Below are 26,765 nucleotides of genomic sequence, written 5' to 3'. Positions count from 1 at the left end.
CCACCGAGCAACTCATGGACATCGATCAGGCCCGAACCTTTCTGGAAATCGTGCGCTGCGGCAGCCTGGTCGCCGCCGCCGAGCGCCTGTTCGTGTCACAGACAGCGATTACCGCACGGGTGCAGCGCCTGGAGCAGCAACTGGGTTGCCAGTTGTTCGTGCGCAGCCGCAACGGCGCCAGCCTGACCAGCGATGGCGAGGCATTCGTCAGTTATGCCAACCAACTGGTGCAAACCTGGGAAGCCGCACGCCGCGACCTGCCGCTGCCCGAAGGCTGCCAACAAGTGTTGCACGTGGGCGGCGAAGTGAGCCTGGGCAACCCGATGATGCTCGACTGGGTCAGTGCCCTGCACCGCGAGCTGCCTAGCCACGCCATCCGTAGCGAGGTCAGCGACGGCGAGTCGCTGCTGCGCAAGGTCGAGATGGGTTTGCTGGATGCCGCGCTGGTTTACCAGCCGACCTACGGCCCAGGCCTGCAGGTAGAGCAGTTGATGGAGGAGAAGCTGATCCGCGTACGCCGGGTCGGCCAGCCAGACCCGTACATCTACATCGACTGGGGCGAAGCCTTCCGCCGCCAGCATGACGCCGCCCTGCCCGACTGCGCGCGCCCGGCGCTCAGCTTCAACCTGGGCCCCCTAGCCCTGCAGTTCATTCTCGACCAGGGTGGCAGCGGCTACTTCCGCACGCGGGTGGTGCAGGCTTATCTAGACAGCGGGGTGTTCGAGCGGGTACCGCAAGCGCCGGAGTTCACCTACCCGACGTTCCTGGTGTACCCGCGCAAACGCGACAGCGAAGCCCTGCAACAGGCCTTCGCCATCCTGCGCCGGCTAGTGGCCGCCGGCGCCAGCGATTGGTCACAACGCTGGGACCCGGTTATCTAAAGCCTCGGCGTTGCTGAGCAGATGGCGCTTGAGGCCGGCGATCAGGTCGGTCTGGGTAATCACCCCCACCAGTCGGTCGCCATCGAGCACCGGCAGGCAATGCAGGCCCTGCTCGCACAGCAATGGCAGCAGGCGTTGCAAGGGGTGTTGGCTGCTGACGCTGATGACCCGGCGGCTCATCACCTGCTCCATGCGCACCGCCTTGCGGCCAAACAGCCCGCGCCAACTGAAGCGGCCACGCTGCATAGCCGGGCCGACCAAGTCGCTGAGGCTGACGATGCCCACTAGCTTGCCCTGCTGCAGCACCGGCAGGGTTTTCAGGTGGTGGCTGGCCAGCAGCTTCCAGGCCTGTTCCAAGGTGGTGTCGGGCGTGGCGAATTGCACATCACGGGACATCACCGAGGCTGCGCTGATGCCGCCGAGGCTACGTTGCAGGGCGTGCTGCTCGGTGGCCAGGATGATGCGTTCCAGTTCGTCACGGGTGACGTCGACGAACTCGCCCAGTTCTTCCAAGGCCTGGTCCAGGTCTTCACCGCGAATGCCGACTCGCTCGCTGGGCAGCGGGTCATGGGTGTGGTGCAGGTCCTTGCGCGGTGCCGCGCCTTTCGGGTAGCGCACGCCGGTGAGGCGGTTGTAGAGAATCGCTACCGTCACCAGGATCAGCGCATTGAGCAGCACCGGCTCCAGCAGGTGATCGCCCATGGCCGTCAGCCCCGTGTCAGCCAGTACCGCGCTTACCGCCACCCCGCCGCCCGGCGGGTGCAGGCAACGCAGCAGGCACATCAGCAGGAGCGAGATGCCCAAGGCGGCGGCGGCCACCCACAGCTCCGCGCCGAAACCCTGGCGCATGGCCAGGCCGACCGCGCCGGCCACGGCGTAGCTGCCCAACACTGGCCAGGGCTGGGCCAACGGGCCGGAGTGCACGGCAAACACCAGCACCGCCGAGGCCGCCAGCGGGCCGAGCAGGTGCAAGGCGATGCCGGGGCCATAGGCCATACTGGTCAGCCAGCCGGCGAGAAACAGGCCGAGCAGCGCGCCGATACCGGCCCGCAACCATTCTTTGGGGGGAATATTCAGGGGCGCCGGCAACAGCCGCTGCAGACGACTTTCGGAACGCGAGGCAGACATGGAGGTAATCGAGATCTTTAGTTTTTTTGATTAAAAAGAAAGCCCAGCCGTAGTGGCCTGGGCCTCGTATTGCGCGTGCAATATCACAAGGGGCTCCGTCCATGGAGAGATGGAAACCGCAAGGTTTCGTGGAGGGGATTTTGCCGGGTGGGGTGAGATTGGGCTAATTCAAAATAATGAGTCTGTACTGCAATTTTTTTGCAGTGGTGATACGGACAGGGGCGCTTGGCACCCCCGGCATTATCGAACCTTGCGCGGCAAGTCGATGCTTACCCGCAACCCGCCCAAGGGGCTCTCCAGCAGGGTCAGGCAGCCCCCCCAGGCCTCGACGATATCGCGCACGATGCCCAGCCCCAGGCCATGCCCATCAACCTGTTCATCCAGCCGCGAACCACGCTCCAGCACCTGTTGCCGCTGGCCCTCCGGGATACCCGGGCCATCGTCATCGACCCATAGCCGGTAGCGCTCGGCATCGGGCGCTATGCCCAGCATTACCTCGCTGTCGGCCCACTTGCAGGCGTTATCCAGCAGGTTGCCGAGCAGCTCCAGGAAATCCTCGCGGTCCCACGGCAACAACAGCCCGGGCGGCACATCGCGGGTCAGCAGCAGGCCCTCGCCATGGATCAAGCCCAGCGTGGCCAACAACCCCGGTAACTCGGCATCACAGTCGAACTGCGCCCCGGGCAGCGCGTCCCCGGCCAGGCGTGCACGGTTCAGCTCACGCGCCAGGCGTTGCTGGATCTGCTGCAGTTGTTCGCGCATTTGCGCGCGCACCTCAGGCAGGCCTTGCAAACGCTCGCTGGAGGCCAGGCTCAGCAGCACCGCCAGCGGCGTCTTCAGCGCATGACCAAGGTTACCCAGGGCATTGCGCGAGCGGCGTAGGCTGTCTTCGGTATGGCTCAGCAGGTGGTTGATTTGCCCCACTAACGGTGCCAGCTCGCTGGGCACCTCGGCATCCAGCTGTGAGCGCTGGCCCTGCTGCAACTGGGCGATCTGCTGACGTGCCCGCTCCAGTGGCCGCAGCGAGCGGGTAACGGTGATGCGCTGCAACACCAGTATCAGGATCAGCGCCACGAGGCCCATGCCCAGGCCGATCTGCTGCAGATGCCGGAAACCTTCGCGCACGGGTGAGTAATCCTGCGCCACACTGATCGAGATGTCCTGGCCCAAGCGCCGGTAGTCGGCACGCAGGGCCAGCAGTTGCTGGCCTTCCGGCCCCAGCTCATGGCTGTCGGAAAGGCCCGGCGCGGCAGGCTTGGGCATGTCCAGGTCCCACAGCGAGCGGGAGCGCCAGGTGTGCTGGTGGCCGGTGCCGTTGTCGAAATCGATGCGGAAGTAATACCCCGAGAACGGCCGCTGGTAGGCGGCCGAGATACGCCGTTCGTCCAGTTGCAGGCCGGAAGGCCCGCGCACCAACGCCACCAGCAGGTTCTCGCTTTCCTTGCGCAGGCCGTTTTCCAGGTAGCGCTGCAGGCCGGCCTCGAACAGCCACAAGGTCAGTTGCGCCAGCACCAGGCCGACCACCACCAGCACCGCCACCAGGCCCAGGCTCAGACGCGCCTGGATCGACTTCACGCAGTGCTCCCGGCGTAGATGTACCCTTGCCCGCGGCGGGTCTCGATCACACTGCGGCCGAGCTTGCGCCGTAAGTGGTTGACGTGCACTTCCAGCACATTGGAATCACGCTCGGTCTCGCCGTCGTAGAGGTGTTCGGCCAGGTGGCTTTTGGACAGGATCTGCTGCGGATGCAGCATGAAGTAGCGCAACAAGCGGAACTCGGCGGCGGTCAGCTGGATATCCACGCCGTCGCGGCTCACGCACTGGCGGCTTTCGTCCAGGTGCAGCCCGGCTGCTTCCAGCGTCGGCCGGTTGGCCAGGCCACGGGCACGGCGCAGCAACGCCTGGATGCGCAGCTGCAGCTCTTCGGGGTGGAAGGGTTTGCTCAAGTAGTCATCGGCCCCCGCTTTAAGCCCCTCGATGCGCTCGGCCCACGAGCCACGGGCGGTGAGGATCAGCACTGGCGTAGCAAGGCCGGCGGCACGCCACTGGGCCAGTACTTCCAAGCCCGGCAAGCCCGGTAAGCCGAGGTCCAGAATGATCAGGTCGTAAGGTTCGCTTTGACCCTGATACACCGCGTCACGGCCGTCGGCCAGCCAGTCCACGGCGTAGCCCTGACGCTGCAGGCCCGCGGTCAGTTCATCGGCCAGTGGCACGTTGTCCTCGACAAGCAACAGTCGCATTCAGTCGTCTTCCTCGTCTTTGAGCAGGGCGCCAGTGCTGGCGTCGAGTTTGATTTCGCGCACCACACCTTCAGCCGTCAGCAATTCGACTTCATATTCGTAGCGATCGTCGTCCTGCTCCAGCTCGGCCTCCAGCAATCGCGCCCCGGGGTGACGCCCCAGGGCGGTTGCCAGCAGCTGTTCAAGCGGCAGGATAGTGCCCTTCTGGCGCAGCGCCAGGGCTTCGTCCTGGTCAAGGTCGCGGGCGACCGCCAGCGAGCAGACGACCAGCAGCGCCAGTGTCAGGTAGCGCGCCGACCGCGGTGCGTGGATCATCAGTTGTCCCGCTCGTCCTTCAGTACTTCACCGGTCTTGGCGTCCAGCGCTACGTCCCATTCGACGTTCTGCGTGTCGCGCAGCTCGACCTTGTAGATGTAGCGGCCGTACTCGTCTTCAAGCTCGGAGTCGGTGACGGTGGCGCCCGGGTGCTTAGCCACGGCGGCGGCCTTGAGTTCGTCCAGCGACTTGACGGTCTTGGCGTTGACCAGTTTGACCACTTCGTCGGGCTGCACGTCCTTGGCAATGGCGGAATGGGCGCCCAGGGCAAGGGCGGCGGCGACGGTGAACAGGGCAGTCAAGTTTTTCATCGTTCTTCTCTCCTGAGAACTGTGCAAGTTGTCTACGGGGTTAAGATAAACCCCCAGTCCTTAATTCAACCTGAAAACAGCTGGCGGCATGATAGCGCAGCTGTTTTGCAATGAGGCGATCAGCGGCCAGGTGCATGGCGCAGGAGAGACGGTGCCTATCAAATCGGGCGCCGCGCGGGCGGCGCTCGATCTGATAGGCGCTGAAGATATCGAGGCGAACTGGTAAACTGCGCGCATTCTTGATTCACACAGAGCTAACCCCGCGTGGAAATTTTCAAAGATTCCACTATGGATTCCCGCCGAAAACCGAGCGATACCACAAACAGCCATGACGCCCTAAAACCGGCGTCATTGGCGTATCGCCGCGTACCACTCTGTACCTTCCCAATGCCAACAACGTAGTACATCATCCAGTACATCCATCACACAGCGAGAGGCAATGTACTAGTGGCGCTCACGGACACCGCGGCCAGGCAGGCCAAGCCCCGGGAAAAGGGCTACACCCTTGCGGACTCGCTCGGGCTCACGCTGTACATCGCCGACACCGGCGTAAAGAGCTGGCACTTCAGGTTCACTTGGCTAGGCAAGCAGGCCAGGATTTCGCTTGGGACTTATCCAGAGATCGGATTGAAGGAGGCGCGTGCGCGGAGGGATGAGGCGCGCGAAGAGGTTGCGCAGGGGATAGACCCGCGCGAATCAAGGAGGACGAAGAAGACAGAGCGCTTGGGCGCCCAGGAGAGGACATTCCGCCGCGTCTATGACGAATGGCTGGAATTCAGGAAGGGAAGCCTGACCGAATCGACGGTCAAGATCATTTCGAATGCGATGGAGCTGGATGTACTACCGGCCTTCGGCCTGCGCCAGATCGATTCCATCAAGCGATCCGACGTGATCACGCTCATTCGCCGGATTGAGCGCCGCGGATCGGTCACCACAGCAGTCAAGACGAGGCAGTGGATGGGCCAGGTGTTCCGGTATGCAATCGCCACGGGCATGATCGAGAACAACCCCACGGCGGAAATGCACACTGTCACCGAGAAGATGGCGCCGCACAAACACCGTCCGTTCATGGCCTTCTCCGAGATGCCCACCATCATCAAGGCCATCGAGGACAGCCAGTCAGGTTTGCAGCTGCAGTGCGCCACCAAGCTGCTGATCCTCACGGCATGCCGACCAGCTGAGGTGCGCAAGGCCGAATGGGCGGAGATCGACCTAGACACGGCGACCTGGTCCATCCCTGCCAGCAAGATGAAGATGCGCCGCGAGCACGTAGTGCCGCTGTCGCGCCAGGCGGTGGATATCCTGCGCTCAATGCTGCCGATCTCTGGGGGGATGAAATACGTGTTCCCGAACCGTTCCGATGCTGTGCGCCCGATCGGCATCAACTACGCGGTCAACCTGCTCGACCGGTGCGGGTATACAGGCCGACAGTCTCCCCACGGTTTCCGACACCTGTTTTCCACGGAAATGAACAGCCGCGGCTACAACAAGGATTGGATCGAGCGGCAGCTTGCCCATGCCGACAGCAGCGCGATCCGGGACGTGTACAACCACGCCACCTATATAGAGCAGCGCCGCGAGATGATGCAGACCTGGGCTGACATGGTTCTGCCGCCAAAAGGCTAGTTCGTCGCCAGGATCATTCGTGCTCCTGGAGCGCCCACATCCTGGCCGCCTCGGCAAGCTCGAGCATGTCGACCAGATCGCCGTCGTCCACATCCCGCCGCCGGCGAGCGGCATAAGCCATCTCACTGAGCACGGCCGCACGTCCGTCAGGATCGGTTACCAGGGCAACCTGATCGCCCAGCTCGGCCAGCCAAGCCTGCGGCAGATTAGTTGCCATAATCACCCACCGCCCTGCACCACCACGACTGCGCGTACAGCACGCCGTCGATCTCCTCCACGCCGTTGATGTTCATCCCGAGCTGGGCCATGCCGTTGACTTTGGCGTCGTGAAGGCGCGGGATGATGTCGGGTCCGGGCGTCGGATTGAACACCCAGGCCTGGGTGGCCACCCTGCCTAGAATTTCGCTGTGGTGGTCGCCTATGTGGATGTCAGCACGCAGCGCGCGGACCTTGGTGAGCTGATTGGAAGGGATGGCCACGCCATTCACGCGGCGGCGAACGAGTAGGAAATACATGCGGCACCGATACTGTACAAAAACACAGTATCGTATAGATGGCCCAGCCTGCGGGCAATTGCCGATCAGCGGGTTAGTGCAGTGGTGGCAATTCCTTGCCGCGCGCCTTGGCGATCACCCGAAGCTGGTAATCGGACACGACCTGGAACAGCGACTCCGCCAGGAGGCGCAGGCGCTCGACCTCTTCTGCCGGCGCGCCTCGATCCTGAGCTTGGTGATATTCGCGCATAGCGTCGACAGCCTGCTGAATTAGCGGCTCACCGGCCTCGACCATTCCAATGAAGGTGCGCTTGTCCAAAATGCCATACTCTGATCAGTTGATCGGCAGAGTATAGAAGGCCATCGGGTATGCATGCCGGGCCCCGGGTGACTCTCAGGGCTCGCGCTGATACTATCTCGCCACGCTAGCTTGCCACTCATAGGGACCAAGATAGCTAGAAGCCCTGGACGCCAGCATCCGGGGCTTCGTTTTTTCTGCCTACGGACCCTTCATCCGTTCAACCACAGCCTCGCACGCCAGGCCAGCTATTCGACTTCGCTCAAGCGCTGCTGCGCAGCTGCCCGCCATTCGGTCAGACTCTTCAAGCAATCCCCCAAGCACCACAACGGCAGAGGTTCCTGCCTGGCGCTGCTGGCTAGCGATGGCACCGCAGGTTGCCGCTCTGCCATTGCGCAGTCGTTCGATTTCCCCGCGCAGCCCGCCAGCAGCAGACTCAGCAGCAGCGGCCCGGCCTCGGGCCAGTTCCAGTTTCTTGCGTGCACTCTCACCCTCCTCGTCCGCCAAGGCTTGGCGGCGCTGTTCTTCGGTTCTGCTCTGAGCCGCGGCGCGCCGGTCGCGCTCGGCCACCTGCACGCGGTAGTCGGCCAGATCGCCTCGCGCTGTGCTGGCTTCGCCCTGGGCAACCACCACCCGGCACTGCTGGCCGCCGGCTACCAGCACCAGCGCGATCAGCCACCAGCACCAGGCCGGCACCGCGCCGAGCCAGTTCACACCAGCGCCCTCCGCACACCCTCGTCGATCACCTCAGGCTTGTAGGGGTTGCCGCCGTTCTCATGGACGATGATGCCCAGCACGGCCTCACGCAGCACCTGCGGCTTGGAGATGTCGATGGAGTCGCGCACCCCGGCGCGCATGAATTTCTCGATCATGATTAGAGGTACTTCAGGCCAGGTGCCAGGGTGGTGGTCAGCACGGTGCGCAGACCGTTGGTGTTGAGCAGGTCGAAGAATCCGGCGGTGAGCTTGGCCACGTCGTCTTCATATTCCCGGCTGAGCAGCGTCATGCGGTACCGCTCTTGCGGGAACGTCAGGTCCTCGGCCAGATAGCGCCGGAAAGTGATAATGAAGCGCTCGTCGGCCGCCTTGGCCTCCTCCACGACCTCCTGCACTTCGCCGGTCACGTTGTCCAGGCCCAGCACCAGGTTCTGGAATGCACTGTTGTCGTTCTTGGGCAGGGCCAGGTCCATGGCCATCGCAATGAAGGTAAGCGTGCGGCCATCCTCGGTCGTGCACAGCGGGGTAGACGCCTGGTTGCCGTTGGCAGCGTAGCGGTCGACACGACGCTGGGCGCCGTGAAGGCCAGCCCAGAACGATTCCTGGAGGAAGTCGCCGTCGATGCCCTGGGTGGTAAGGCGGATGGCGCCGGCCGAAGATGCGTTGAACTTCTCGACGTCCTGGGCCAGGGTCTCGATGGTGGTGCGTTTGAGGTATTCGTTGAACACCTTCATGTTCGAAAGGGCCATTGGGCCTCCTTATTCGCTTGCGGTCAGGCCCTTGATGGCTTCCAGGCGCTCTGCCTTGGAGCCACCGAAGTTGCCCTTCGTAGGTTTGTGCTGGCCACCGCCATTTGGAGCGCCGCCACCATTGGCGCCGGAGCTCTTCAAGATGTGGTCACGATGGGGGTACTGCGAGACGAGAGTCTCGAGCGCTTCGTTGAAGTCGGCCAGTTCGCCTGGACGGGAGCGACTGAAGACCTTCTGGCCTTGGGCGTCATAAGCGACGACCTTGCCTTCCTCGATCTTGAAGTTGCTGCCAAAGGTGGCCTGAACCATGTCAGCCGGCACAGCCATCTTCTCGGCGATGAACTGGGAACGGGCAAAGCTCCCGCCGATCTTCTCGGCATACAGCTGCTGCTCGAAGGTCTGCGCCTTGGTGTTGGCTTCGTCCAGCTGGGTCTGGAAGGCCTTGCTGATCTCGCCCTTCACCTTCTCGATCTCGCCGGCATCCACCAGCTTCTTGGCGTCGAGATTGGCGACAGTTTCCAGGGCCTTGCGCGCAGCGGCAGCATCCTCGATGCCCTCGAAGGCCTTGGCGACCTTCTCGAATCCATCGGCACGCTCGCGATGCGACTTGGCCTCGGCGTTCAGCCGGGTGATGGTGTTACGGGTGCCCACTGCGTCGAAGGCGACTTCTTTGCCGTCGTCTTCCACATAGACTGGTTTCCCGTCTTCGATCACTGCGTACTGCTTACCATCCACTTCAACAGTCTTGAGTTTCATCTCGTCTCTCTGGGCCATCCGGCCTGTTGGTGAGCCATCCGGCCCCAGGTCGCCCCGTCCATCCGAACCGCAGGCATGAAAAAGCCCCGCACTGGGCGAGGCTCTGGAATTGCGCGCCACGAAATGGCGCTTGGTGTTTTGTGGCGCGGGCTATAGCAGTCGATCCCGCAGCTCATCGAGCCTCAGGAAGTTGCCCTTGTCGTTGTAGAAGTCCTGCAGCTTCAACTTGCCCTGGCGCATCAGCTTGCCGCGCTCAGGCCCGAGGATCCGATCCTGCCTCGCTGCTGGCTGACGCTCCAGCCACTCCCCGAATGTCGTCTGCTGGGGCGACTGGCCGTCCATCAATGCCATGGCCTCGGCGTCGGTGATGCCAAGCTCTTTTGCGCTCTTAAGCACCGGCCACTTGGATGACCGGCAGCAGAAGTGCAGCCTGCCCGGGCCGGCTAGCCATGGGATCTTGTGACCGATGGGCTTGTAGGTACCCAGCGTGTAAGGCAGCCGGTCACGGATGCGGCACATGACCGTGGTCCTGCTATCCAGGATGCTGATCCACTCGACATGGCTTATGAGGACGCTGTTTGCCTCGAATACCTTGTCGCTTGCCACTTCCGCTGCGCTCGATACCGCTGAACGCACCACCGATTCGAGATCGCGGCGCGACTTCTGCAAGACGCCGTCGGCATACCGCTCTGCCCTTGTTCCCATGATTGACCGGACGATTTCAGCAGCGTGCTTGCCATCCACAACGCCTGCTCGCACAGCATCGCGGATAGAGGCCGCCCGCCCCGACTCAATGCCGGCCAGCCATTCGCTGATCAACCTGCCCTGAAATGGCAGAGCTCTCGCGGCTGACTGCACTGAACCGAAATCGGCTGATTTGACCGGGAATTGATCCTGCACTAGAGCTGGGAGCACAGCGTGAAGCGCACTGTGAACGAACGACAGCTCGTACCTGATCAGGTCGTCTGTTGATTGGGTTAAGGCCTGCCGGACTCGAGCGAAGACGGCCCGGTTGATTCCCAACACGCCGGCCAAGGCGAGCGCTACGGCTGATTCGGAGAGGTCAGGACCGATACCGTCGATCTCCTCTATCAGCGCAGCCCGCAATTCCGCATCCTGGCTGTTCAGGATCTTGATGATTTCGACGACCTGGGCATTGCTCAGGTGCGTAAGGTCGACCTCATGCCCGATCAGCTCATCCAGCAGCTTCTCGTTGGCCGTCTTCATCACAGCGTACCGAGAGCCGGGCCCTGGGCCTCAATCTTCGCGAGCTCCTCTTCCCAGTCGTATTCGTCACTGATCACACCGCGCCGCTGCATCTCGGTGAATAGCGTCTCCTTGCTGATCATGCCGGCATTAGCCATGGTGACCAGCGTAGGTAGCGACACCTCTGGCATGTAGTCGACATCGAAGTTGCCGCGCATCTCGACGGTTCCGCCGTCGCCCAGGCCGCGATAATCGGCCATGAACTGGAGCAGTTGCGCCAGGCAGTCGGCGAAGTGGTGCGCCATGCGCGCCAGCGGGGACAGCTCTTGCGCCGCCTCCTCCTCAGCCTGGGTGGCGGTCTTGGTTGCCGTTTTGTCCTGCGTCAGCAGCTTGGCCCCGGCCATGCGCATCTCGTTGATCAGGTCCTGCAGCGCGGTGCGACCCGACTCTACGGCCTGGCCGGTGTGCTCTACATACTTGAGGTCACAGTCCCTAGGCAGATCGGTCAGCTGGCCGGTGCCAACCTTGAACTCTGGAGGGATCACCTTCCCCTGGTTGTCGTACTGTGTCTGGATGCCGATGCGCACCAGGATCGGCACGCGGATGACGTGGAGGATGTTGTCCTGGTCGCTCTGGCTCTGCCAGTGCTTCACGTTCAGGTGTGCCAGCTCGATCAGCGGCGGCTTGGCAGTCATGAAGCCGGTACGGCCGGTGTAGAAGGTTACCCAAGGGATAGCGGTCAGGCTGTTGGTGCCCTCATCGTACTGCTCCCAGGTACCTCCAGCTGCGGCCTGCTTGCCCCGTACGGCCTTGGCCGACCTGCGATAGGTTCGCCATGATCCAGGTTCGAGCACGCGGATCTGCTCGACGCACTTGGCGCCGAAGTCGCCATCCTCTTCCTCGACCACCTCGATGTATCGGACCATGGTCAGGACGCCGCCCTTGGAGCGCCAGCCCAGAACCTGCTCAGGCCTCACCATCACAACGTATGGGCGCACACCGGCGGCCTGCTCATCGGCCTGGGTCTTCAGCTCGCCCGCCGGGGGATGATCGACGAAAGCATGGCACAGGCCGTGGCTCAGCCCCTCGGTGAAGAAGCCAACAGCCCAGGAATTCAGGTCGTTGCCGGCGTGATCGATGTCCGTGGTCATCTGGACAATGGCCTCTGGCACATCGTCACCAACCTGCAGCGGCTCGGCGAACACTCGGGAGGTCATGTTGCCCACGGTCTCGGAATACGCCGGCAGCAGGGTCGAGAGGCGCAGGCGCTCTTTGTAGGCCTCGTCGTCTTCGGCTGGGTACTGCGGCAGCAGGGTCTTGCCCGCCGCGCGCATCGCCATCGTTCCACCCATGAGCGGCGAGATCACGGCCCAGTAGGCGCGCATCGCGTCGACAGCGGGCAGCGTGATGCTCGGGTTATCGCTCATGGTCACATTCTCAGGGATTGGGTCGTGAAGACCGGTCGTTCAATTGGGTAGTCGTGGTGGATGAAGTAGCCGCCGGCGTCGTTCGCGTGGTCCACGCCGGATTTCTTGTCGGGCTCACCGTTGGTAGCCCACACCTGCTGCTCCAGGCCGTCTGCATAGGTCGGGCAGCGCAGCGGGTTTATCAGGTAGCGGCGTTCGCCATTCGCGTTGCAGAACATCGCGTTCATGGCGTTGATCCGGTCTTTTACCGGGGGGTTGGCCTCGGGGGCGATGACGCTGAAGCCGGCCTGCCGCAGGATGGCAATGTCCGTCTCGCTGGCATTCACCGACTTGCGCGACCCGCCCGAGGCGTCGGGGTAAATCCTGATTTCGCAGGTCTTCTCGTAGTCCCGGCCGTTGTGCCGCCAGTAGCGCTCCTTGATGCGCCGGATCATGTCCGGGGTATCGAAGCCATCGATCAGCTCATCCACGGCCCTGGGCTTTCCGTCAGGCCGCTTGACATGGACGATCGCCGCCATCTTGCCGACGTTGAAGTCCATACCGATGAACAGGGGTTCTCCAGGCTCCACGGTGTCGAAGCAGGAGTTCAGCTTCCGGTCGTAGGCGTGGTAGATCGAGCCGGCGTTCAGGTTGACGAACTGGCCATTCAGGTAGGCCAGGATCAGCTGGGCCGGGTACGACTCCATCAGCGACGGGATGTAGTCAGGCGGAAGGTTCAGCTCATTGTCGAACGTGCTGGCCTGCACCAGGCCATACATCCCCTGCAGGGCTGGCTTCTCGCGCAGATGCTTCACGAACTGCTGGTAGACGAACTTGAACCCCTCTGGGGTCGTGGTCACGTCTACGCCGTTCTTCAGCCCAGGTACGCTGTAGCGCATCCGGGCGATGATCTTGCGCCAGGCGTGCTCAGCCTTGAGCTTGGGCAAAACGTCGAGTTCGTCTACCAGGCCGTGGCCGATCTTGAATCCAACGATGGTCTGCGGCTTCTCCATCGAGCGGCAGATGGTTGTGCTGCGGTACTGGCCGCCGCTGTAGAACTCGACTTCCTTGTCGCTCTCCTTCGTCTTGACCTTCAGGCCCCAGTCGAAGGCGACCTCTTCGATGGTCGGAAAGAAGATGTCGCGGATCTGCGGGTAAGTCGGGGCGAAGTAGCCGGAGTTGATCCTGGGCCATTCCCAAACGTGCTTGCAGATGCCGGCGCAGCCTACCCAGGTCTTGCCTGAGCCGAACCCAGCGACGAAGCCGCGGAACTTGTGCGGCATGTTGATGAACGTGGCCTGAGGGACGTTAAGCGTCGGCATCGCGCTTCCTCGCATCCATCACCGTGACCTGCACCGAAGTGGGTACCGCGTTATCGAGCGGGCTGTCCACCTTCGTCTGCCGATTCACGTATACGTCGCCGACCTCTTTGGCTGCCTGCTCAAGCAACTGGGCAGTCAGGGCCATGTTCTTCATGCTCTCGGCCTTCTCGGCCATGCGACCCAGCGCGCGGAGACGATACGCCGATGCCATGCTCGCCGCCCGGGTGAAGCTATGACCCAACTTGGATACTTGGAGGGGGACACCTGCGGCCGTGACGGCTGCGAGGGCGTCGTCGAGTCCCACAGGGTAGTGAATTGCAGCTGCCATATCTCTCCACCATGCGGCGCCTGCACCGCGCCGCGCGGCTACTGCGAAGCCTGCGGATGGGAGGAGTCGGAAGACCCAACGCCGCCGCTCGAATCCTACAAGGGCAAGCCATGGCAGCCACCCGAGCCGCGCCCACTTGACCCAAGCAAGGTCGATTGGCGCTTTGTGCCTCACACCCACTTCTCGATGATCAAGGACGGGGTATACCCGCCGCACATGAGCCGCGAAGAGGTTGAGCGCGAGGTTCGCGGGACCTTCGGGGGCCGCTTCGAGCAATTCGGCAATGGCCGCTTCAAGTACATCGCATACACCGACTGAATCCACCACCTGGAGGCGACCATGGGCGCACTTCGAGCATCACAGTTTGAGTACGACAACCGGATGCCGCCGGCGGTGAGCGAAAGCGAAGCTGACGGCGCCGAAGAACGCTGGATCGACGACGGCATCGCTGAGCTGATGGCGCGCCGCGATTTCGTGTTCCAGCGCCGCCTGCGGCCGCAGATGGGCGTCACCTTCGAGCGCTTCGCCCAGGCAGTCGACGAGTTCGTCATGGGGCAGCTTGGCCTGTCGGGGATCAGCAACTCAGTGCTGGGTCGCCTGGTCCTGGCAGCGCGCTGTAAGGTCACCAGCGATGCCGCGGCAGCGGCCGACGAGATCCTGAGCGTTGCCAATCCCGAGTCAGCGCTGGAAGAGATCGCCCGCCAGCTCCTAACCCCCTTCGCCAAAGAGGGAGTGCTGGCCCAGGCCGAGGAGGCGCAATGACTCCTCACAGCGTGGCGGTCAGCGCCATCGAGGCAGCAATCGAGACGATGCTTCTGCCGGGCTCTGGGCCGGTTGAGGAAGCGAAGGCCGAAACCCTGGCGGTGGCCTATTTCTCTCTCCTAGCCATCGATTCCAACGAGTTCAAACACTACTGCGAGCGCATCCGGCGTATTGCCGTACGGCGCAAGGAGGCTGCATGACTACGCCAATCGTTAAATCGCTCATCGACGAGCAGATCGAAGAAGCGAAAGCCGCTCAAGTGCGCGGCACCGTCCAGTTCCCGATCGGTATGCGTGTTGCCGACCTGCCCTACCCGATCAAGGCTGATTGGCTGAAGCGTCGGCCAATCAGCACCAGGCCGCGGCCATGACCAGCTAATAGCGCGCCGCCTAGTCATCTGGCGCGGAATCCACATGCAAAAAGCCCGGCGCAGGACCAGGCTTTTTCATCTAGATCCATCTACAGCTGAACGTTATTCCAATGGGCGCTTGTGATAACTATAACGCTCAGCATGGGATACCCTCGATGGGTCCGGCGGCCCCTGCTTCTGCCCTCTTCGAAAGGGAGGGCTGTCGAAATTGTCGTCACGGTCCGCTTGGCGAATGCTTTCGTTGTGATCGACTGGCTTCTGTAGCGGTCCCTCATTACCGGCTGGCTGACTGACCTGTCTGTCACTATCTACGCCATACCTATCTCTGGACATACACACCTCTCATTGCTCAGAAGTCCTGAGCTACTTGAGTATGCGCCTCAAACTGTTCCAGAATATTTAAACCGGACAACCGGGACAAGGCTTCGAATGAGTTTGCGTCGCAAGATCGCATGCTCAATCCAACTCAATCACACGCCTGTCGCCTGGCTTTTCAACTTTCATAAAGAGGGTGAAATTGCCAGTAAGGCTATGGCGTAGCTCACAGGGCATAGCGAAGGAAAAGTGGATGAGCCACGAACCATCTTTCAATGTATCACCCCGGTAAAGAGCTACATCCGCCTCGCCGACTCCAATCCGTCCCGCAATATCTAAATCACTTGGCGCATCAAACATACTTGTGCCCGCGCGTTCGCTGTGGAGCAACCAAGCGGTTCATTTGGAAGCGCTATCGTTTATGGATCGGCTTGGCCGTGTGAGGGCTCGTCCAAATAACTTTTGGCTTGCTCGCTGACACTCCGCTGACTCCAGAAGGAACGCTTTCAATCTGGCCTCCCTGGTTGATGAACAGTTTGGTCTGTTCATTCAAGCGCTCATGGGCACGCTGCGTCTCGGGGGATATGGGCATAAAAGCTACCTAATCATAGTGAAGAGCCGCGGAAAACGGCTACTCAGTCACTATACAGGGAATTGGCAGCACTCATCACAATTCGAACGAGATGCTGAAAATTGGCAGCATAATAAACACAAAATTCTGCACGTTTCGTATGGAAATCCGTGAGCCGAGCCATCCGCCGCGGCTATAACGCTGCATTTTCAGGAAATTACTCGCTACTTCCCTTCGCGCCTCGATGAGGCAACACAATCCGGCAAGAACGCACACCCACCGACAGCCAGGGAGCCTGGCCTACAGACTGGGCGTGACCGGGCATCTCCCCTATTTCTACTGACGGCGCCGGCCTGGCGCGAGGTTTTCCAATGTCCGCAGAACAGAAACTGATCGCTATCGAAGAGATCAGCGAGGCGAACGCCCCGGCCATCTACGTGGCCGGCGGCCTGCAGCAATTTATTGACCTGGTGAAGGGTGAGATCGAAGGCGAAGTCCCTGATCTGACCACCCGCAAGGGGCGCGAGCGGATCGCCAGCCTTGCCGCCAAGGTCAGCAAGTCGAAGACCGCCGTCGAGAAGCCGGGCCGCGACTACCTGCGCCGGCTCAAGGAAATGCCAAAGGTGGTCGAGTCCGAGCTGCGCGAGTTCGTGACCAAGATGGATGCGCTGCGGGACGAGACGCGGCGGCCACTTACCGAGTGGGAAGCCGCCGAAGATGCCCGCATTGATCGCCACAACGACCGCCTGAACTGGCTGAAGACACTGGTCGACGATCTGGGCGAACTGAGCTCGCTGCACATCAAAGGCCTGATCGCTGAGGCTGAAGGCATGCAGCTCGGCGCCCACTGGGAAGAATTCGAGGCAGAGGCAGCCAACAGCAAGGACAAGGTTCTCACCACCTTGCGGGCAGGGTTACAGAAGCGCGAGCAGTTCGAAGCTGAGCAAGCCGAGCTGGCCCGCCTGCGCCGCGAAGCAGAAGAGCGCGCCGAGCAAGACCGCATCCGGGCAGCACAGGAGGCCGCTGTCGAGCTGGAGCGCCAGCGCGTGGCCCAGGAGCAGCAGGCAGCGCGCGAAGCCGCAGCCCGCCGCGAGCAGGAGCTGCTTGACCAGGCTGCCGCACAAGAGCGTGAAGCCGAGAACCAGCGCCTGCAACTCAAGCTGCAGGCCGAGCAAGCCGAGCGCGCTCGAGTTCAGGCCGAGGCCGACCGCGTTGCGGCAGAGCAGCGGATGGACCAGGAGCGCCAAGACGCCGCTCGACGGCAAGAGGAGGCAGCCGAGCAGGCGCGCCAGGAAGAACGCCGCCGCGCCGATGCAGCAGCAGCCGAAATCCTCCGGCAGCAAGAGGCCCGCGAGCGCGACAAGGCGCACCGGGCCAGCATCAACCGCGCCGCATTGGAGGCCTTCGTTGCCGGCGGCATGCCCGAATCCTGCGCAAAGCAGGCGGTCACCCTGATCGCTCTCCGCAAGATCCCCAACATCGCTATCACCTACTGAGGCACAGACCATGACCAGCGCAATCATTGTGCCGGAACAGCGCCGCCAGGCAGTGGCTGCGCCCGGCCCCGTCGACAACAGCATCATGGCGGTGATCAGCCGAGCAGCTGCAGATCCGTCCTGTGACATCGAGAAGATGGAGCGCCTTCTGGCCATGCATGAGCGCATGCAGGCCAAGACTGCCGAGGCAGCATTCAACGCCGGCATGGCCCAGATGCAGTGCGAGATCCCGACCGTGTTCGAAGCCGCGGTGAACCTGCACACGGGCAACGCCTACGCAACGCTGGACGACATCACCCGCATCATCAAGCCGATCATGCAGCGGCATGGCTTCGCAATCACCTTCAAGGTAGAGAACCTGGAAAAGGCAATCAGCGTCACCGGGATATTGATGCACCGCGATGGGCACCGGGAACAGACCACCATGAGCCTGCCGGCCGATATCGGCAAAGGTCGGAACGAGGTCCAGGCGGTTGGCTCCTCCACCACCTACGGCAAGCGATACGTCATGTGCGCCTTGCTGAACATCACTACCAGCGACGTTCGCGACGACGACGCGCAATCGTCGGATGGCTCCGATACGGCAGAAATGCGAGCCCAGGCGCTGAACGACATCCTTGACCAGGTCGAAGCAGCCTCAACCCCCGACGAGCTCAAGGATGTTTGGCAGGCATCCGTAAAGGTCATGCAGGCCAGTGGTGACAAGGCCGGGTACGACACGGTGAAGATCGCCGTGACTAAGCGGAAAACTGCAATGGAGACTCCCCAATGATCATCGTCAATTGCGCCCAGGGCTCCGCAGAGTGGCACGCAGCGCGTGCAGGCGTCATTACCGCCAGTATGTTTGGCGACGCCAGGGCCCGGCTGAAATCTGGTCCGAACAAAGGCGAGCCCACCGCCAAAGCTCTCGACTACGCATTCAGGCTGGCAGTCGAGCGGATCAGCGGAAAACCGCTGGATAACGGGTTCGAGACCTGGCAAATGAGGCGAGGCCACGAACTCGAACCCGAAGCCCGCATGGAGCATGAAATTCAAACGGGCTTGATCGTCACTCAAGTCGGCCTGGTCAAGACTGACGACGGCGCGTTTGGCGCCAGCGCAGACGGTTTCATCGGCGAGGATGGCGGCAGCGAGTACAAGTGCTTTCTAGCACCCGAGAAGCTGCGGTCCTTCCACATCGACAACGATGCCAGCGAGATCATGGACCAAGTCCAAGGCTGTATGTGGATCACGGGCAGGAAGTGGTGGCACATCGGCCTCTATTGCCCGGATCTGCGCCCCGTCGGCCGCCAGCTCTGGTGGCAGGAATTCAAACGTGACGACAACTACATCGAGAAGCTGGAGGAAGACCTCTGGCAGTTCAAGCTGCTCGTTGACGAATACGAGGTCAAGCTGAGGAGCAAAGCCGCATGAGAGGCATCAACAAAGTCATCCTGGTAGGCACCTGCGGCCGGGACCCGGAAATCCGGTACCTGCCAAACGGTACTGCGGTCGCCAATGTCAGCTTGGCCACCAGCGAATCGTGGAACGACAGACAGAGTGGCCAGAAGGTCGAGAAGACCGAATGGCACCGCGTCGTGCTGTTCGGCAAGGTCGCGGAAATCGCCGGTGAGTACCTGCGCAAAGGCTCCCAGTGCTACATCGAAGGCAAGCTGAAGACCCGCGAATGGGAACAGGACGGGATAAAGCGGTACGCCACAGAGGTAAACGTCGACATCAACGGAACCCTTCAGCTTCTGGGCGGAAGGCCCGACAACCAGGGTGGCGGCCAGCAGTATCAACAGCGCCAACCCCAGCAGCAAAGGCAACAGCAGCCCCGCCAGCAGCAGCGCCAGGCGCCACAGCAGAACCAGCAGGCCGCGCCGCCGGACTACGACAGCTTCGACGACGATATCCCGTTCGCCCCGCTCCACCACCTGGCGGGCGCATGATCGCCACCCTGTCTCAGCCTGTGCCAGCCGTGAAGTACGCGGCGGCCATGGCCAGATCCACTGGTCAGCCTTGGGGCGTATACCGAGGAAACAAGCGTCTACTGGTGGTCATGCCGTCAGGCTCGACGAAGAAAACGCCCATTGAGGTGTGCCACCCATGAGACGCATCCAGAAACTCACGCAGCAGCGTCGCCGCCAGCTGCACATACACATCCCGCCCAGCGGATTGAAGGAGGTGCCGTATGGCGATGGACCAGGCAGAGCGCGACCGGCGCCGGCGCGAGAAGTCAGCAAAGTACCAGGAAGAAGACCTGCGCTTGAAGGTTCGACCAGGGACTAAACAGGCCCTGCTGGAACTGATGGAGTGGGCCGGCATTGAGGAACAGGGCGAGGCGATGACGCTGATGATTCATCACCTTCATGGGCTTGGCCCGGGCGGCGCGTTGCCGCTTCTGGAGCCTCCGCGCCACGAAATCAAGGTGTCGCCGTCTGTGGCGCGGAAGCTGGAGAATTTCCGGGCGCGCGAGGCGCTGCGGATTTCTTTCGATGAGGCTTAGAACTGCTGCTTCAGATGCGCCAGATATTGACGAGCTGCGGTCTTTTCGTCGGTGCCTGGCGGGCCGTCTTCGCTCATGAGCGAGGCTTCGGCTTTATCAAATACCGCTTTGCTCGGGATGCTAGAACCGCTGGTTTTCAGCAGTCCAATCAGCAGATGTTCCAGGGCGTCCAATTGCGCTTGTTGCTGACTCATAAATCACTCCGTTGACCCGGCCCTATGCCGGTCACCCGTAATACCCCATCCCCAACCAAATTGCCACCATGCCGCATCCGGCCACGGAGGGCGGCGCATGCATGGAGAAAGCCATGAGCGATATCAACCCCGGCCCGAGCCTGGCAACCGGCCACCCGATGGGCGCCGACACCTGGCAGGACTTCGTCGCCCGCCTTCGTCACCACTGCAACGGCCAGGGCGTGAAGTGGCACCACACGGCCTGCGCGCTGTTCACCGTGCAGCAGAATCGCATCGATTACGGGTATGAGGCTGACTATGCCGAGGGCCTGGTGGTCTGCCTGGAAGACAACAGATGGTTCAGCCCTGAGGAATACTGGACAGATCTCGACGAGGACGAGCAGGAAGAGCTCAACAAGGTTGTCCAGGCCAGAAACGAATGTGATTTTCTGGAGCTCGATACCGATGATCAGTGGGACTTTCTGGGCGAACTCGACGACCACACAGTCACTGGCTGGAACAAGCGCTGGGAAGTCGTGAACAGTCACTTCACCAAGGAAGCGGCCGAGGCCTTCATTCGCCGCAAGCAGCACGACTACCCCGAGCTCCGGGTTTACGTAGAGTCGCAGTACTACGCCTGGGAGTTCGAAGCGATCAAGGCCGCCATCCTCGACGGCACGCTGGTCTACCAGCCAAAGCCTGCGGCTGAAGACGCCACCGCCTGACCCTCCGGCGCTGCCCGCCAGCGCCTTCCCCTCTCAAACGATGAACGCCTCCCCGGCGAGGGCGGCGCCTGCACGCCTGGAGCCTGCCATGACCTACACGCTGCACCTGGGCGACTGCCTGGACATCCTGAAAGCCATCCCTGACAACTCGATCGACAGCGTGGTTACTGACCCTCCATATGCCTTACCCGGTGGATTCATGGGTAAATCGTGGGACAACCATGACGGTCGAGAGGATGCCGGCTTCGGCTACTGGCTGGCCGGTTTCACCGACGGCGAGGGGTGCTTCCGGGTGCAGCGCCATGAGCGCGGTACTCACACCTGCGCATTCCAGATCAAGCTGCGGGACGACGACCGAGCTGTTCTTGAGCGGATCCGGCGCTTCGTTGGAGCGGGCACAATCGCTGCGACTGATGACTCTACTCCCAGCAAGCCACAGGCTCGGTATGTCGTCCAAAACAAGGATGGATGCGCTCGGCTTGTTGCGATATTCCGAAAGTACCCGCTGACCGCAAAGAAAGCGCTCGACTTCGAAGTGTGGGCAGAGGCGGTTGAAGAGTGGCTGGGTCGCGCTCGCGGAAGTCGCTGGCATGGTGCCACTGACCAAACGCGAGCCGCTGCGCTAAAGGCGCGCCTTGAGAATGTTCGCAAGTACACCGATGTTCCGTGGTCTGGGCACAAATTCCAAGACTGGGTGCGGCAATGGTCGTTGGAATGCCTGCGGATCTTGAAGCCGGGCGGCCACATGCTGGCGTTCGGCGCCACTCGGCAATACCACCGACTGGCTTGCGGGATTGAGGATGCGGGCTTCGAAGTGCGCGACACGCTGGGCTGGGTATTTGGTTCGGGGCTTCCCAAAAGCCACAACCTCACCGGCGACTGGCAAGGCTGGGGGACTGCGCTAAAACCCGCTTGGGAATCCATAGTTCTGGCGCGCAAGCCGCTGGCCGGTACCGTCGCAGCAAACGTACTGGCCCATAGCACCGGCGCGCTGAATATCGACGGTTGTCGTGTTGGCTGGCCGGATGGAAAAGCACCAGAGATCGGCACGCCAGGCTGGGGCGGACCGGGCAAGAAGCTGACGGTCGTACCAGGGCAGGATGGCAAGACCGTTGAGCGGAGCGTACCAAGCTCGCTTGGCCGCTGGCCTGCCAACCTGATTCATGATGGTAGTCCAGAGGTCGTTGCATTGTTCCCGACCGAAGCGGGCGCAAGCGCTCCGGTGAAGGGCACAGAACCCACGGCCAACGGGTTCAGCGGCGCTGTCGCGTACAGCGGCATGATGGGTCGCGTGCAGGGTGCCTTCCACGCCGACACCGGCAGCGCCGCCCGGTTCTTCTACTGCACCAAGACCAGTCGAAAGGACCGCAATGAGGGCTTGGACCATGGCGACCAGAAGGCCGTCAGAACCAACGCCACCATGCGAGAACGTGAGCAGGCCGACTGGTCCAAGAGAAATGGCAATCATCACCCCACCGTGAAACCCACTGATCTCATGGCCTACTTGCTGCGCCTGGTAACCCCGCCAGGCGGTACCGCACTTGACCCGTTCATGGGCAGCGGTAGCACTGGAAAGGCCGCCATGCGTGAAGGATTCCAGTTCATCGGCTGCGAACTCGATCCGGAGTACCTGGCGATTGCCAAAGCACGCATCGAGCATGAGCAGGCGAAGGTTGCCGCCGCCCGCGAGAGCGCTACCGAATCGCAGCTTAGCCTGTTTGGCAACTAACCCCATCTAACCTTCTCTTTTGCGCCACCCCGGCGAGGATCACCCATGCCCATAACCTACGGAAGCGTCTGAAGCGGCATTGAAGCTGCGGCCGAAGCCTGGCATCCGCTGGGCTAACGTCCGCCGAGCCGCAATCCACCATCCTTTGGTCGGCGATCGCATCGAGGTTATGCGCTACGGACAGTACATTCCTCGCTACGGCTTACCTTTATAGACTTTTGAGCGGTGGTGGCTCAGATACTGGCGCTGTTCCGGTGTGAAGTCGCCGACATTTATGCCTGACGCCAGCCCCCATGCCGACACAACCTCCTGAGCGGTATCGGCAACCTTCACCTCCCCATTGTCCTGGAAAGTTATCCAGCCTCGGTCAAAAAGCTTGTCCACATGAGGGGCCAACATGAACCCATTGCTCCCATCTAATCGCTCAGCGTTCGAACAATCCTTCCACGGTTTGATGTGGCTAGCGATAAGGAAACGTGTATCGGTAACACCTGTAATACGGCAAGATTTTTCACGTTCCAATACTTGCAGGCGGAATGTTCCCTGACCGATGCGCGAGCGAACCAACTGCTCGCGCTCTGTAGCGGCCAATTCTTGGTTGAGCTCGATCTCGCGCTCGACTTCATCTGCTCTTACCTGATCTTCAATCTCATGGACTCGCTCACTTATCGCGCTCCCAGTAGCGTTGGATAGGCTGAGGACAAACGAGCCAAGCTCAGGCGAAATTCGAGCGAGATAACATCCCTGGTTGCCGTTTCCGTTGACCTGCAGCGGGGAGTTTTTAGCCGGTAATAGCCTAGCAATGGTCGTGATGTGGTCCTTTGGTGAAACAGCCTGCTCCAGCTCAGTCCACTCGACAGGAACCAACCATCCAGCATCCGACCAGTTATGACCTGCTTGGCCGAAAGCGCTGGGCTTTGGTTGGTCGGTATAGGCAGAAGTCGCCACGCCGATAGCTCGAATCTGCCCTCCAGCGTAAGAAATGACAATGTCACCCGCTTTAACCAGTGTCAGGTTGATGTAGGTCTGGTTTCGAGCACCATTTTGATTTTTTGTGGGCGACCAGATGTAACCGCCTTCCAGTTCGGCTTGGTATGTCTGCTTGTGGTTGACCCACCAGAAGCGCGAAGTTTCTTGCTCGCGCGAATGACGCTCGAAAACTACAACCTCTCTAGTCAGGTCAAGGGACTTACGTTCCCAACCAGCCTCGATCCAGAGATGCGCCCAGGTGTGCGAGTCATCAGTCCTTGAGTTTGCCCACCAAGCGTTGTGATTTCGCGCGACTGGTGGTAGCCCGCCCACTAGCTCATCAATTTGCGCGAAGGTCAGCACAACAGAGTTAACAGTCTGGGACCGAAGAAAATCGGCCAGGGGCGTGTACTTACTCACCGGTCACCTCTGAGCGCAAAAGCAGAAAGCATATTGCCATCAAGCACTAGCAGCAATCCTTCCATTCGCACAAATCCGCCAATCCATCCACTGCCACGACATGGCGCGAGCTATCCCCGTTCCCACGGAGGTCATCGCCGAGCAAGAGCACATCTGTACTCCACTCAGCTGTAACCCCTCTCCCCTCTATTCACTGCCGCGATATGGCGGCCTGTTGGGGCTGGCTCAGTTTCAGCGCCTGCTCCAGCCCCAGGGTGACGACAGCTCTACCCAGCAGAAGCTTTGGGTGTGACGGCAGGCAAGCCTTCAGTAGCTATCCGGCGCGCCCGGCCTACGCCCCAGGCCATCGCACGAGTCATCGATTCGCCAGGACGGGAATCGAACGCCTCCTCGTGCAAGGCCGTGCCTTCAGATGTATAAACACCGATGAACATCTGTGTTTGACCCGTAGCTGAAAGCCTCACCTGGACATCAATGTGCGTGCCGTCGTCGAGAGTTTCGTCATGGGAACGGTGGTGGAGCGCTGGGTCTGCCCACTCCCAAAACACATTTCCTCGAACTCGCATTTGACCCTCCAATATTTATTTTTCATCCATTAGAGGGTCAAAATAAATCGCGCACAAAAAACTACAAGTGACGTAGATCAGAAAGTCTAGCGAAGCGACAGTCGGTGTTAAAGTTATACATCTTTAATCTTTTTGTATAAGTTTTATAGCAATCAAGAAGAGCGGTCCCGTTCTTTCGCTTCGGCTGTAAGAGAATCAGCAAATTCAATCCAAGCGCTGAACGCAGCGCGATGCGCGTCGCACGCAGCTTCCCATTCTGGCCCGCCCAAGCGGCCGTAAGCCACCTGGTTCATGATGGTTGATGTGAGCGAATCAAGCTCCCGCAGCAATTTGTAAGCGCGATATCTTTTTTCTATATCCGGCATGGTCTTTTCATCCTACTTGCACAGCAAGGTGTGGGCCTTTCCAAGGCCACTGCCCGATGGACCTCCCCTGGTCTCAGTTATTTCCATCAATCTTAAACCGTCCGCCGAATTGCGGCGAGGAGGAGCTATGCCCGATTCAACGCTGTTGCCCGTCCTTGAGGATCGCTGCTCATGACCCGCCTCGCCCTCTGCCTCCTGCTGCTGGCCACCGGCGCCAGCGCAACCGAGAACGTCATCGACGTGCAGCACGACAGCCAGCGCGGCGTCACCTGCTACCTGCTCAATGGGGTCGGCATCAGCTGCATCCCCGACAGCCAGCTGCAGGCCGGCAACGAGCGCCAGCTCTCCCCGCACGAAACCCAACCCGAACCTACACCCGCACTGGCGCCTGGGCGCTGGATTGATGAGAGGTATCAGCTGTGACGGAAGCGAACAAGATGCGCCAGCACCTGCTGGTAGACGAATGCGCACTGCTGGATCTTGCAAGCAGCGCGTGCCAAGAAGCCATTTCGTTCGGCGTGAACGAAAACGTTTTCGAGAGACTGGCTCGATCAGTCGAACTCAAGTGCCAGGACGGTATGCCAGCGGCAGCCCGCGACGTGGTATCGGAGCGCCAGCGCCAGGTGAGCGACGAAGGCTACCAGCCATCGCGCGACGATGTTTATCGCAATAAGGAGCTCGCTCATGCTGCGGCCTGTTATGCGCTAATTCCGCCTGCTGAAGAGGGCCGAACTCCGAACTGCCCGCCGCTGTGGCCTTGGCCAACCGCGTCTTGGAAGCCTCGTGGAAGACGGGAGAACCTAGTTCGTGCAGGAGCTTTGATTTTGGCCGAGATCGAACGGATTGACCGCAGCCTGAAGGATGCGAAGCCATGATCCTGCCCCCGATGTACATGGCCTACCTGGTATGGAAGGCGCCGCGATGAACGCTCACCAGGTCACGCATCGCCAGGAGGCCCCATGGGCTACATCAACCCGCTGCTGAAGCTGCCGGCAGGGCAGGCCCTACTGGAACTGCCACCTGAGGACAGAGCACGCATCGAGGCAGTGATGCGCGAATTGCGCGCCCAGGCCGACGCCGAGGCCGAAAACTCCTGGCTCCGCCGCAAAGGTCCGATGGCCGCCTACTGGCGAGCCGTCTCCACCTATGCCCGCCATCTGGCGCACGCCCTTTCTCGCAACGCACAGCCGTAACCCCTCCCCCTACAACTCAAGCCCGCCGGCATGCGCGGGCATGGAGAGACTCATGCTCAATTTCTTGGCCCGCCTGTTCAAGCGCAAGAAGAAACCGGCACAACGCGCCGCGCTCGGCCCGGCCGGGTATGCCCGCGGCCACAGCCCGGCATCCGGCCGGCAAGACCCGATTCTCTACCCGCTCAACCCTATGAGCCCGGTCAGCCCCATGTATCCCACCTACCTGGCGGACAGCTACGAGCCGACACGCTCGAGCAGGTCCTGCTCTAACCGGGACTACGGCAGCTACGACAGCGGCAGCAGCTACTCGTCGAGCGATAGCAGCAGCTCCAGCGATAGCGGGTCCAGCTCCAGCAGCTGCGATTGACCACCAACCTACCGCCGCCGCCGGCGTGGAGACAATCCATGAACCTGATCGACTGCTACGTCACGAAGATCCTCGGCGAGCCGTACCGCAAGTTCGGCCACTGGTGGGTATCGGCCGAGTACGAATCGGAAGGCCGCGCAGGCACAACCCAGCTCATGTTCCGCACCGAGGAAGCCGCCCGCGCGGCGAAGGTCGGGCACCACTTCACGGCCTGACCCTGCTATATAAAGGAGACACCATGCGACACGCAGAAAACATCGATCGCTTCCTGCGCCTCGACGAGGTGCTGCACGTGACGGGGATCGGCCGGAACACCGTCTATCGCAGAATCCGTGAAGGCACCTTTCCAAAACAGGTTAAGATAGGACCCAATTCGGTAGCCTGGCGCCAGTCGGACATCACCCAGTGGATGACCTCTTTCGACCCCAGCGACGACCAATCAGTACATTGAGCAGTACACTGAAAGGCCAGATTCTGCTC

The 26,765-nt window shown here is 61.4% G+C and carries 40 protein-coding genes and 2 pseudogenes; 20 read left to right on the top strand and 22 right to left on the bottom strand.

Annotated features, from left to right (window positions below):
- The first annotated feature begins 14 nt into the window (after window positions 1-14).
- The gene (locus DV532_RS09415) at window positions 15-881 is read left to right on the top strand and encodes a LysR family transcriptional regulator (RefSeq protein WP_056800354.1); all 867 of its coding nucleotides are present in this window, start codon (window positions 15-17) and stop codon (window positions 879-881) included.
- Here the strand turns inward: DV532_RS09415 and DV532_RS09410 are convergent.
- The 5 genes from DV532_RS09410 to DV532_RS09390 all read right to left on the bottom strand — a co-directional run bounded on the left by DV532_RS09410 (window position 855) and on the right by DV532_RS09390 (window position 4,875).
- A complete protein-coding gene (locus DV532_RS09410) occupies window positions 855-2,009 on the bottom strand; it encodes an HPP family protein (RefSeq protein WP_056800351.1) in 1,155 nt (384 codons plus the stop codon). The two genes, DV532_RS09415 and DV532_RS09410, sit on opposite strands and share 27 nt — an antisense overlap.
- 240 nt (window positions 2,010-2,249) lie before the next feature.
- Window positions 2,250-3,584 (bottom strand): sensor histidine kinase, encoded by a 1,335-nt coding sequence (locus DV532_RS09405; protein ID WP_056800349.1) that lies wholly within the window; start codon window positions 3,582-3,584, stop codon window positions 2,250-2,252.
- Window positions 3,581-4,249 (bottom strand): response regulator transcription factor, encoded by a 669-nt coding sequence (locus DV532_RS09400; protein ID WP_056800345.1) that lies wholly within the window; start codon window positions 4,247-4,249, stop codon window positions 3,581-3,583. The genes DV532_RS09405 and DV532_RS09400 overlap by 4 nt, the downstream gene beginning before the upstream one ends.
- Complete coding sequence (locus DV532_RS09395; protein WP_056800342.1) at window positions 4,250-4,564, bottom strand: PepSY domain-containing protein; 315 nt, start codon at window positions 4,562-4,564, stop codon at window positions 4,250-4,252. It abuts the gene before it with no gap.
- Window positions 4,564-4,875, bottom strand: coding sequence for a PepSY domain-containing protein (locus DV532_RS09390; protein WP_056800340.1), 312 nt, complete (start codon window positions 4,873-4,875; stop codon window positions 4,564-4,566). Before DV532_RS09390 ends, DV532_RS09395 begins: the two co-directional genes overlap by 1 nt.
- 88 nt (window positions 4,876-4,963) lie before the next feature.
- Here DV532_RS09390 and DV532_RS30240 point away from each other — a divergent pair, with 88 nt between their 5' ends.
- Window positions 4,964-5,101, top strand: a complete 138-nt coding sequence (locus tag DV532_RS30240; protein ID WP_156675988.1) for a hypothetical protein — start codon at window positions 4,964-4,966, stop codon at window positions 5,099-5,101.
- Between the two features lie 221 nt (window positions 5,102-5,322).
- A complete protein-coding gene (locus DV532_RS09385; protein ID WP_056800337.1) occupies window positions 5,323-6,501 on the top strand; it encodes a tyrosine-type recombinase/integrase in 1,179 nt (392 codons plus the stop codon).
- Between the two features lie 13 nt (window positions 6,502-6,514).
- Here DV532_RS09385 and DV532_RS09380 read toward each other — a convergent pair whose 3' ends face one another.
- From DV532_RS09380 to DV532_RS09330, 11 genes and pseudogenes are all read right to left on the bottom strand, one after another.
- Window positions 6,515-6,718, bottom strand: a complete 204-nt coding sequence (locus DV532_RS09380) for a hypothetical protein (protein WP_056800334.1) — start codon at window positions 6,716-6,718, stop codon at window positions 6,515-6,517.
- Window positions 6,708-7,016, bottom strand: a complete 309-nt coding sequence (locus DV532_RS09375) for a hypothetical protein (protein ID WP_056800331.1) — start codon at window positions 7,014-7,016, stop codon at window positions 6,708-6,710. The genes DV532_RS09380 and DV532_RS09375 overlap by 11 nt, the downstream gene beginning before the upstream one ends.
- A 73-nt stretch (window positions 7,017-7,089) precedes the next feature.
- Entirely contained in the window at window positions 7,090-7,314 is a 225-nt protein-coding gene (locus tag DV532_RS09370; protein ID WP_056800328.1) for a hypothetical protein, read from the bottom strand.
- A gap of 180 nt (window positions 7,315-7,494) precedes the next feature.
- Window positions 7,495-8,007 (bottom strand): DUF2514 family protein, encoded by a 513-nt coding sequence (locus DV532_RS09365; protein ID WP_056800327.1) that lies wholly within the window; start codon window positions 8,005-8,007, stop codon window positions 7,495-7,497.
- Window positions 8,004-8,147 (bottom strand): annotated as a pseudogene (locus tag DV532_RS09360) (structural protein P5); the annotation flags it as partial. The pseudogene DV532_RS09360 and the gene DV532_RS09365, both read right to left, overlap by 4 nt.
- A 20-nt stretch (window positions 8,148-8,167) precedes the next feature.
- A complete protein-coding gene (locus DV532_RS30875; RefSeq protein WP_082476976.1) occupies window positions 8,168-8,758 on the bottom strand; it encodes a major capsid protein in 591 nt (196 codons plus the stop codon).
- Window positions 8,759-8,767: 9 nt separating this feature from the next.
- Window positions 8,768-9,514 carry a DUF6651 domain-containing protein gene (locus tag DV532_RS09350; protein WP_056800324.1) on the bottom strand — a complete coding sequence of 249 codons (747 nt, stop codon included), beginning with the start codon at window positions 9,512-9,514 and terminating at the stop codon, window positions 8,768-8,770.
- Between the two features lie 150 nt (window positions 9,515-9,664).
- On the bottom strand, window positions 9,665-10,741 hold the full coding sequence (locus DV532_RS09345) for a hypothetical protein (RefSeq protein ID WP_056800322.1): 1,077 nt from the start codon (window positions 10,739-10,741) through the stop codon (window positions 9,665-9,667).
- Window positions 10,741-12,147: a DUF4055 domain-containing protein gene (locus DV532_RS09340; RefSeq protein ID WP_056800320.1), complete on the bottom strand. Its 1,407-nt coding sequence runs from the start codon at window positions 12,145-12,147 to the stop codon at window positions 10,741-10,743. Before DV532_RS09340 ends, DV532_RS09345 begins: the two co-directional genes overlap by 1 nt.
- 2 nt (window positions 12,148-12,149) lie before the next feature.
- Window positions 12,150-13,448 carry a terminase large subunit domain-containing protein gene (locus DV532_RS09335; RefSeq protein ID WP_056800317.1) on the bottom strand — a complete coding sequence of 433 codons (1,299 nt, stop codon included), beginning with the start codon at window positions 13,446-13,448 and terminating at the stop codon, window positions 12,150-12,152.
- Window positions 13,435-13,650, bottom strand: a pseudogene (locus DV532_RS09330) (hypothetical protein); the annotation flags it as partial. The gene DV532_RS09335 and the pseudogene DV532_RS09330, both read right to left, overlap by 14 nt.
- A gap of 30 nt (window positions 13,651-13,680) precedes the next feature.
- Here DV532_RS09330 and DV532_RS09325 point away from each other — a divergent pair.
- From DV532_RS09325 to DV532_RS30235, 4 genes are read left to right on the top strand one after another with little or no spacing between them, the layout of a single operon-like run.
- Complete coding sequence (locus tag DV532_RS09325) at window positions 13,681-14,094, top strand: hypothetical protein (RefSeq protein WP_082476962.1); 414 nt, start codon at window positions 13,681-13,683, stop codon at window positions 14,092-14,094.
- Between the two features lie 21 nt (window positions 14,095-14,115).
- On the top strand, window positions 14,116-14,538 hold the full coding sequence (locus DV532_RS09320; protein ID WP_056800316.1) for a hypothetical protein: 423 nt from the start codon (window positions 14,116-14,118) through the stop codon (window positions 14,536-14,538).
- Window positions 14,535-14,738, top strand: coding sequence for a hypothetical protein (locus DV532_RS09315; protein WP_056800313.1), 204 nt, complete (start codon window positions 14,535-14,537; stop codon window positions 14,736-14,738). Before DV532_RS09320 ends, DV532_RS09315 begins: the two co-directional genes overlap by 4 nt.
- Window positions 14,735-14,908 carry a hypothetical protein gene (locus tag DV532_RS30235; RefSeq protein ID WP_162948972.1) on the top strand — a complete coding sequence of 58 codons (174 nt, stop codon included), beginning with the start codon at window positions 14,735-14,737 and terminating at the stop codon, window positions 14,906-14,908. Before DV532_RS09315 ends, DV532_RS30235 begins: the two co-directional genes overlap by 4 nt.
- Window positions 14,909-15,364: 456 nt before the next feature.
- Here DV532_RS30235 and DV532_RS09305 read toward each other — a convergent pair whose 3' ends face one another.
- Together DV532_RS09305 and DV532_RS31190 are read right to left on the bottom strand one after the other, a co-directional pair.
- Window positions 15,365-15,613: a hypothetical protein gene (locus DV532_RS09305; RefSeq protein WP_236707516.1), complete on the bottom strand. Its 249-nt coding sequence runs from the start codon at window positions 15,611-15,613 to the stop codon at window positions 15,365-15,367.
- 22 nt (window positions 15,614-15,635) lie between these two features.
- Entirely contained in the window at window positions 15,636-15,815 is a 180-nt protein-coding gene (locus DV532_RS31190; RefSeq protein ID WP_082476955.1) for a hypothetical protein, read from the bottom strand.
- A gap of 350 nt (window positions 15,816-16,165) precedes the next feature.
- Here DV532_RS31190 and DV532_RS09295 point away from each other — a divergent pair, with 350 nt between their 5' ends.
- From DV532_RS09295 to DV532_RS09275, 5 genes are all read left to right on the top strand, one after another.
- Complete coding sequence (locus tag DV532_RS09295; RefSeq protein ID WP_056800309.1) at window positions 16,166-17,290, top strand: hypothetical protein; 1,125 nt, start codon at window positions 16,166-16,168, stop codon at window positions 17,288-17,290.
- Between the two features lie 10 nt (window positions 17,291-17,300).
- A complete protein-coding gene (locus tag DV532_RS09290) occupies window positions 17,301-18,062 on the top strand; it encodes an ERF family protein (RefSeq protein ID WP_056800307.1) in 762 nt (253 codons plus the stop codon).
- On the top strand, window positions 18,059-18,703 hold the full coding sequence (locus DV532_RS09285; protein ID WP_056800304.1) for a lambda exonuclease family protein: 645 nt from the start codon (window positions 18,059-18,061) through the stop codon (window positions 18,701-18,703). Before DV532_RS09290 ends, DV532_RS09285 begins: the two co-directional genes overlap by 4 nt.
- Window positions 18,700-19,221 (top strand): single-stranded DNA-binding protein, encoded by a 522-nt coding sequence (locus tag DV532_RS09280; RefSeq protein WP_056800301.1) that lies wholly within the window; start codon window positions 18,700-18,702, stop codon window positions 19,219-19,221. The genes DV532_RS09285 and DV532_RS09280 overlap by 4 nt, the downstream gene beginning before the upstream one ends.
- A gap of 242 nt (window positions 19,222-19,463) precedes the next feature.
- Window positions 19,464-19,778 (top strand): hypothetical protein, encoded by a 315-nt coding sequence (locus tag DV532_RS09275; RefSeq protein ID WP_056800299.1) that lies wholly within the window; start codon window positions 19,464-19,466, stop codon window positions 19,776-19,778.
- On the opposite strand, the gene DV532_RS09270 is transcribed toward DV532_RS09275, so the two are convergent.
- Window positions 19,775-19,972: a hypothetical protein gene (locus DV532_RS09270; protein WP_056800296.1), complete on the bottom strand. Its 198-nt coding sequence runs from the start codon at window positions 19,970-19,972 to the stop codon at window positions 19,775-19,777. The genes DV532_RS09275 and DV532_RS09270 overlap by 4 nt on opposite strands.
- 113 nt (window positions 19,973-20,085) lie before the next feature.
- Here DV532_RS09270 and DV532_RS09265 point away from each other — a divergent pair, with 113 nt between their 5' ends.
- Together DV532_RS09265 and DV532_RS09260 are read left to right on the top strand one after the other, a co-directional pair.
- On the top strand, window positions 20,086-20,676 hold the full coding sequence (locus tag DV532_RS09265) for a hypothetical protein (RefSeq protein ID WP_236707515.1): 591 nt from the start codon (window positions 20,086-20,088) through the stop codon (window positions 20,674-20,676).
- A gap of 88 nt (window positions 20,677-20,764) precedes the next feature.
- Complete coding sequence (locus DV532_RS09260) at window positions 20,765-22,405, top strand: DNA methyltransferase (protein WP_056800288.1); 1,641 nt, start codon at window positions 20,765-20,767, stop codon at window positions 22,403-22,405.
- A 195-nt stretch (window positions 22,406-22,600) separates the two neighbouring features.
- Here DV532_RS09260 and DV532_RS09255 read toward each other — a convergent pair whose 3' ends face one another.
- From DV532_RS09255 to DV532_RS30230, 3 genes are all read right to left on the bottom strand, one after another.
- Window positions 22,601-23,794: an HNH endonuclease gene (locus DV532_RS09255; protein ID WP_201785246.1), complete on the bottom strand. Its 1,194-nt coding sequence runs from the start codon at window positions 23,792-23,794 to the stop codon at window positions 22,601-22,603.
- 266 nt (window positions 23,795-24,060) lie between these two features.
- Window positions 24,061-24,360, bottom strand: coding sequence for a hypothetical protein (locus DV532_RS30870; protein WP_056800285.1), 300 nt, complete (start codon window positions 24,358-24,360; stop codon window positions 24,061-24,063).
- 152 nt (window positions 24,361-24,512) lie between these two features.
- On the bottom strand, window positions 24,513-24,725 hold the full coding sequence (locus DV532_RS30230; protein WP_156675987.1) for a hypothetical protein: 213 nt from the start codon (window positions 24,723-24,725) through the stop codon (window positions 24,513-24,515).
- Between the two features lie 171 nt (window positions 24,726-24,896).
- Between DV532_RS30230 and DV532_RS09245 the strand changes: the two genes are divergently transcribed.
- From DV532_RS09245 to DV532_RS09225, 6 genes are all read left to right on the top strand, one after another.
- On the top strand, window positions 24,897-25,148 hold the full coding sequence (locus DV532_RS09245; RefSeq protein WP_024086938.1) for a hypothetical protein: 252 nt from the start codon (window positions 24,897-24,899) through the stop codon (window positions 25,146-25,148).
- A 14-nt stretch (window positions 25,149-25,162) separates the two neighbouring features.
- The gene (locus DV532_RS09240) at window positions 25,163-25,600 is read left to right on the top strand and encodes a hypothetical protein (protein WP_120715322.1); all 438 of its coding nucleotides are present in this window, start codon (window positions 25,163-25,165) and stop codon (window positions 25,598-25,600) included.
- 84 nt (window positions 25,601-25,684) lie between these two features.
- Window positions 25,685-25,918 carry a hypothetical protein gene (locus tag DV532_RS09235; protein ID WP_056800279.1) on the top strand — a complete coding sequence of 78 codons (234 nt, stop codon included), beginning with the start codon at window positions 25,685-25,687 and terminating at the stop codon, window positions 25,916-25,918.
- A 52-nt stretch (window positions 25,919-25,970) separates the two neighbouring features.
- A complete protein-coding gene (locus DV532_RS09230) occupies window positions 25,971-26,285 on the top strand; it encodes a hypothetical protein (protein ID WP_056800277.1) in 315 nt (104 codons plus the stop codon).
- A gap of 38 nt (window positions 26,286-26,323) precedes the next feature.
- Complete coding sequence (locus DV532_RS30225; protein WP_162948971.1) at window positions 26,324-26,500, top strand: hypothetical protein; 177 nt, start codon at window positions 26,324-26,326, stop codon at window positions 26,498-26,500.
- Window positions 26,501-26,523: 23 nt separating this feature from the next.
- Window positions 26,524-26,736, top strand: coding sequence for an AlpA family transcriptional regulator (locus DV532_RS09225; RefSeq protein WP_056800273.1), 213 nt, complete (start codon window positions 26,524-26,526; stop codon window positions 26,734-26,736).
- The last annotated feature ends 29 nt before the right edge of the window (window positions 26,737-26,765 follow it).

Origin of the sequence: Pseudomonas sp. Leaf58, assembly GCF_003627215.1 — a bacterium.
Taxonomy (GTDB): Bacteria; Pseudomonadota; Gammaproteobacteria; order Pseudomonadales; family Pseudomonadaceae; genus Aquipseudomonas.
The sequence above is the reverse complement of the archived record's forward strand: the minus strand, read 5'-3'. Positions and strand labels throughout refer to the sequence as shown.